4 protein-coding genes and 1 pseudogene are annotated in these 3,961 nt (G+C 64.9%); 2 read left to right on the plus strand and 3 right to left on the minus strand.

Going from position 1 to position 3,961, the window contains the following annotated elements; all coding sequences use genetic code 11:
• Positions 1-146 (plus strand): annotated as a pseudogene (locus tag EOA60_RS39140) (EamA/RhaT family transporter); the annotation flags it as partial.
• A 2-nt stretch (positions 147-148) separates the two neighbouring features.
• Here the strand turns inward: EOA60_RS39140 and EOA60_RS22390 are convergent.
• From EOA60_RS22390 to EOA60_RS22400, 3 genes are all read right to left on the minus strand, one after another.
• A complete protein-coding gene (locus tag EOA60_RS22390) occupies positions 149-961 on the minus strand; it encodes a helix-turn-helix transcriptional regulator (protein WP_095823703.1) in 813 nt (270 codons plus the stop codon).
• A gap of 91 nt (positions 962-1,052) precedes the next feature.
• Positions 1,053-1,976, minus strand: coding sequence for a uracil-DNA glycosylase (locus tag EOA60_RS22395; protein ID WP_095823702.1), 924 nt, complete (start codon positions 1,974-1,976; stop codon positions 1,053-1,055).
• A 68-nt stretch (positions 1,977-2,044) separates the two neighbouring features.
• Positions 2,045-2,683 carry a hypothetical protein gene (locus EOA60_RS22400; RefSeq protein ID WP_067321008.1) on the minus strand — a complete coding sequence of 213 codons (639 nt, stop codon included), beginning with the start codon at positions 2,681-2,683 and terminating at the stop codon, positions 2,045-2,047.
• Positions 2,684-2,934: 251 nt separating this feature from the next.
• On the opposite strand from EOA60_RS22400, the gene EOA60_RS22405 reads away from it, so the two are divergent.
• Positions 2,935-3,961 (plus strand): NAD(P)/FAD-dependent oxidoreductase (locus EOA60_RS22405; RefSeq protein WP_164899464.1); only part of this gene is annotated, 1,027 nt, incomplete at its 3' end.

The following is a 3,961-nucleotide window of genomic DNA, read 5'->3' on the forward strand; positions in this document are numbered from 1 at the left end:
ATCTTGTGTTCGGCGATGTGACCTCGCTCAACACGCTGATCGGCGGCGTGATTGTGGTTGCCGCCGGCATCTTCATCATCTGGCGCGAAAGGCAACTTGGCCTCGAGCGCACGCGCACCCGAAGGGCGACGCCGCCGCAGGGGTAAGCCTACGAAGCGGCCGTCCGCTCCTTCGCCAGCCGCACCAGCACGGTCCGCGTCTGGTCGTCGGCGGGGAAGAAGGATTCGATCGCCAGCTCCGACAGCGTCACGTCGAGCGGCGTACCGAAGACGGTGATCGTGCTGATGAAGGACAGCACCTGATCGCCATGCGCGAGCCTGAGCGGATGGACGATGCCGCTTGGCTCGACCGGCGCCGGCCGGCTGCTCCTCAGCCCGGACGGATAGCCGTGCAATTCCTTCTCCAACTCGATCAGCATGGAGTCGCCGGTGGCGTCGTTCTGGTGCTTGAGGCGCTCGAGCAGATGCGCGCGCCATTCCGCGAGGTTGACGATGCGCGGCGCGACGCCACCGGGATGCAGGCTGAGCCTCAGCACATTGACCGGCGGCTTGAGCAGCCACGGCTCCGAGACGTCGGCCAGGAACGGGCCGATCGCCGCGTTGGCGCAAACGAGGTTCCAGTGCCGGTCGACCGCCAGCGCCGGGAAGGGCTCGTGGCCCTTGAGCACCGTCTCGACCGCAGCCATCGCCGGCGCCAGCGTCGTATCGGTCAGCGGCCTTTCGCTGAAGCTCGGCGCGAAGCCGGCCGCGAGCAAAAGCTGGTTGCGCTGGCGTAGAGGAATGGCAAGCTGCTCGGCCAGATGCAGCACCATCTCGCGCGAAGGCTGGGCGCGGCCGCTTTCGACGAAGGAGAGATGCCGCTGCGAGATATCGGCTTCCATGGCGAGGTCGAGCTGGCTCATGCGCCGGCGCGTGCGCCACTCGCGAATGAGGCTGCCGGCGGAGACGTCGGGTGTTGTCATGGGGGATGAGTAGGCCGGCGAGGGGAGTAATTCAATTACCTGAGAGATTATCGCTCCCCTTCTCCCTTGTTGTGGGAGAAGGGGAGGTGCTTCACCCCAACGCCCTCAGTTTCGCCTTCACCTCGAGAAAATCCCGCCACGCCAGCTTCTTGTGTGCAGGCGTGCGAAGCAGATACGCCGGATGCAGCGTCGGCATCGCTGGAATGGCAATGCCCGACTGGGTGGTGTGGACGCGCCAATTGCCGCGCAGGCGCAGGATGCCCTCGGTCGTGTTGAGCAGCGTCTTGGCGGAAGGGCCGCCGAGATTGACCAGCACCTTCGGATTGACCAGCTCGATCTGCCTTTCGATGAACGGGCGGCAGATCTCGGTCTCGTGCGGCGTCGGCGTTCGGTTGCCCGGCGGGCGCCACGGGATGACGTTGGCAATATAGGCCGATGTCCGGTCGAGGCCGATCGCTGCCAGCATGCTGTCGAGCAGCCGTCCGGAGCGGCCGACGAAGGGCAGCCCTTCGAGGTCCTCGTCGCGGCCCGGCGCCTCGCCGACGAGCATCAGGTCGGCATTCGGGTTGCCGTCGGCGAAGACCAGGTTCTTGGCGGTGAATTTGAGATTGCAGCCGTCGAACGCCGCCATCTGCTGGCGCAGTTCGTCAAGCGTCGAGGCGCTCGCCGCCAGCTGCCGCGCGAGCTTGATCTGCCCCTCGTCGGGGACCGTGGCGGTGGTGAGCGTCGGGCGCCGCGGCGCATCGGGCACTTGGCTTGCGTCAAGTCCCGTCGATGCCGCCGGCCGTTCCGCCGCCCGGCCTGCCTCCAATCCGGGCTCCGATGCCGGCCGCTCCAGGGGCATGCTTTCACGCGCGGTCGCCGCCTGCGCCGGCGCGCGCTCGGCTTGCTTCGGCTTGGCCTCGGCGAAGCGGTTGACAGGTGTGTCTTCCAGCGCCTCGTCAACGCCGGCGCTGGCATAGAAGGCCAGCAGCTCTGCGATATCGATCGGGTTGTTGGGGGAGGCGGCAGTCATGGCGCCACCATCGTCCGCGCGGCAAAGATTTGCAACCGCCGGGAATTCGCCATTCAGCGCAATGTCTGTCAGCCCGTCGGTATGCGCGGATCCTGCACCAGGAAAAATGTCCAGCGCGGCGTGTAGTCGGTGATCAGGAACTCGAACGTCGCCGTCTTCAGCGGGTCGACCTTGCCGTTCTTGAACAAGAGCCGGTCATAGGGTTCGAACTGGCGGTCGAAATCGGCGAAGTTGCTCGAGACGATGTTGTCGGGATTCTTGTTGCGCTGGTCGAAGGAGAGGCCGTCGCCGAACACGCTCGGCTGGTCGAGGATTTCCTGCAACTCGAACTGGAACTCGACCCAGGGCAGGGAGCTGTTGTTGAGCACGTCGATGCGCATGTACATAACCCCATTGGCCACGTTGCCGGCCCTGCCGAAGGCTTCGATCGGCCTGATCGCGCGGATGGTCAGCGTCACTGGCGTCGCCGAATTCAGCTCCTCGGTGATGACCAGCGGGTCATCCTTGGTGCCAATTCCGGAGGCGCCGGTGATGCGGAAGCCGCCGAGCTCGTCGGAAAAGGAGTAGGCGCCGGCCGCCCAGACTTTTTGCGGATCGGCCTGGGCGGCGCCGAGCGAAAAGAGGAGCGGAAGAACCGCGCGGCAGAGCACGCCGAGCGTGAAGAGTAAGCGCTTCAATGAAAAGCCGATTGGCTCGGGAGTGCGCATGGGGCCAAGTATTGCCGATAAGCAAGCCGTCGAACAATTAAAAACGTGCCGAACAGGCCTGGCCTTCCAACTGCATGACCCTGGCCTATGCTTCGCCGTCGCCTGTCCGATGGCCGTTTCGTATGGAACACCGCGACTTTTTGTCGAAATCGGCTTTGTCACGTCAGCGCCGGTTTCGCGTCGCGAATTGATGCGCTATGCAGCGCGTGAGCCAGCAAAATGCGAGAATAGGGCAAGCCAGCGAGGGGCAGATGAGCGAAATCGAACGCGAGAGCATGGAATTCGACGTGGTCATCGTCGGCGCCGGTCCGGCCGGCCTTGCCGCGGCGATCCGTCTGAAGCAGCTCAACCCCGACCTTTCCGTCGTCGTGCTGGAAAAGGGCGGCGAGGTCGGCGCCCATATCCTATCCGGCGCCGTCGTCGACCCGATCGGCATCGACCGCCTTTTGCCGGGCTGGCGCGAGGAGGAAGGGCACCCTTTCAAGACGCCTGTCACCGACGATCATTTTCTGGTGCTCGGCCCCGCCGGGTCCTTCCGCCTACCCAACTTCCTGATGCCGCCGCTGATGAACAATCACGGCAACTACATCGTCTCGCTCGGCAATGTCTGCCGCTGGCTGGCGACCAAGGCCGAGGCGCTCGGCGTCGAGATTTATCCGGGCTTTGCCGCGGCGAGCCTTGTCTACAACGAAGCCGGCGCCGTGACCGGCGTGATCACTGGCGACATGGGCGTCGAGAAGGACGGCACGCATGGCCCGGCCTACGCTCCGGGCATGGCGCTGATGGGCAAATACGTGCTGATCGGCGAGGGCGCGCGCGGCTCTTTGGCCAAGCAACTGATCGACAAATACCAGCTTGCCGACGGCCGCGAGCCCGCCAAGTTCGGCATCGGTCTCAAGGAACTCTGGCAGGTCAAGCCTGAGAACCACAAGCCGGGGCTGGTGCAGCACTCCTTCGGCTGGCCGCTCGACATGAAAACCGGCGGCGGCTCCTTCCTCTACCATCTCGAAGACAACCAGGTGGCGGTCGGCTTCGTCGTCCATCTGAACTATAAGAACCCCTGGCTCTCGCCCTTCGAGGAATTCCAGCGCTTCAAGACTCATCCGGCGATCAGAGGCACCTTCGAGGGCGCCAAGCGGATCGGCTATGGCGCTCGCGCCATCACCGAGGGGGGCTGGCAATCGGTGCCGAAGCTTTCATTCCCGGGCGGCGTGCTGATGGGCTGCGCGGCCGGCTTCGTCAACGTGCCCCGCATCAAGGGCTCGCACAATGCGGTGC

It is taken from the genome of Mesorhizobium sp. M1A.F.Ca.IN.020.06.1.1 (assembly GCF_004023265.1).
Classification (GTDB): Bacteria; Pseudomonadota; Alphaproteobacteria; order Rhizobiales; family Rhizobiaceae; genus Mesorhizobium.